The organism is Geobacillus sp. LYN3 (assembly GCF_003064505.1).
GTDB lineage: Bacteria > Bacillota > Bacilli > Bacillales > Anoxybacillaceae > Parageobacillus_B > Parageobacillus_B toebii.
On the sequence record NZ_QCWL01000049.1, the window covers coordinates 1 to 1,397 of the forward strand.

The 1,397-nt window shown below is 44.0% G+C and carries 2 protein-coding genes and 1 pseudogene; 2 read left to right on the top strand and 1 reads right to left on the bottom strand.

Annotated elements, in window-relative coordinates; genetic code table 11:
* Positions 1–24: 24 nt before the first annotated feature.
* Complete coding sequence (locus DCC82_RS16950; protein ID WP_097355128.1) at positions 25–285, bottom strand: hypothetical protein; 261 nt, start codon at positions 283–285, stop codon at positions 25–27.
* 344 nt (positions 286–629) lie between these two features.
* Between DCC82_RS16950 and DCC82_RS16955 the strand changes: the two genes are divergently transcribed.
* On the top strand, positions 630–1,187 hold the full coding sequence (locus tag DCC82_RS16955) for a DUF6431 domain-containing protein (RefSeq protein ID WP_097355129.1): 558 nt from the start codon (positions 630–632) through the stop codon (positions 1,185–1,187).
* Positions 1,188–1,327: 140 nt separating this feature from the next.
* Positions 1,328–1,397, top strand: a pseudogene (locus tag DCC82_RS16960) (helix-turn-helix domain-containing protein); the annotation flags it as partial.

The following is a 1,397-nucleotide window of genomic DNA, read 5'->3' on the forward strand; positions in this document are numbered from 1 at the left end:
CAACCAGCCGAACGCGGCAGCCAATTAGGCTAGTTGCAAGCCCACGGCTTTAGCCGTTGGGTAGTTGACTTCTAATATTTCTGCATTCCATAACCCATAACTGCGAGATGGGTACTTGTTGTTTATTGCTTTCCTCGCATATGGGTCCAATAAAACTAACAAAGCATCATAAAAATCAGTATGTTTTTCCTCGCCAGTAATATTAGTCTTTGCTACAACTTGGTAGGACAATGATAAATTCCAGAATAATAAACATATAACAAGTGAAATTAGAATCCGTTTCATATAAAAAGCTACCTCCTTTTTTAGATAGCCTCCCCTAAAAAAGATGATTTATTTTGGTTAATTTACCCCCCAAAAAAATTTTCTAAATATAGTAAATCCTTCTTCAACTAACTTGACCGTTAGTTGAAGAAGAAAGGAAACAATGTTCCCTTTTGTTACTATAACTTCTTATATACCTCTGCGTAAGCTAATTGTAAATTATCACTTTATTTTGGAATAAAAGAGGCATTTTTTTGCACATTTCTTCAGAAAGCCCTCTCCCCTTTTCTGAAAGAATGTGCTAAATTTTTTGTGAATTATTTCGGAAGAGAAAATCCATCGGTTCAGAGGAGGGGGAGGAGGACGTGATTCAATTTCATGACTTTGGCATTGACGTCCAAACGTATGCAGAGCGTGGAAAAGAAAACGACTTCCCTCTTCTGACACAGTGTCCGCATTGCCGGGCCAAGCGCCCGTTGCACCGCCACGGTTACTATGAGCGAAACGCATTGACCCCACATGGTGATTATCGCATTTGGATTGTCCGGTATCGCTGTCGAGAATGCTTGAAAACGGTGAGTGTGCTGCCTTCCTTTCTCCTCCCGTATTTTCAGTATACGTTGTCCGCCGTATGGCAAGTCGTGAAAGAGCAGTTGGGATTGACCGAGGGGACGAACCGGGCTCCGTTCCTCCCGACAAAGGACGGCATCATCTTTTATGTCCGGCGGTTCTGTCGAAACCTATCAAACCTTCACAGCTTTTTTGCGAGGCGGTGGAGGATCATAGACCCTATCGTGAAAAAAGAAAAGGAACGGGCTTCCTGGTGGATCCGGACGTTGGAGAAACACGGTCTCTATTCGGTCATCAGAGACATGTGGGAGGACGGATTCCGACACCCTTTTGCGAATCAAATGGGATCCTGATTTTACATACATATCCTAAATTGGAAATAGTTGAGGTTCCCACAAACCTTTCCTATCGACGGAGAAAAAGCGATCCGGTACGATAAGGGCAGGAGGACCGGAACGGTCCTGATTCCAAGTGAGACAAGGAGGAGATTTGAATGGATGAGTCGATGAGACACGACATTGCCCTGTTTCGGTACGGGCTAATCGCTCCGTTGGTGAATGGGC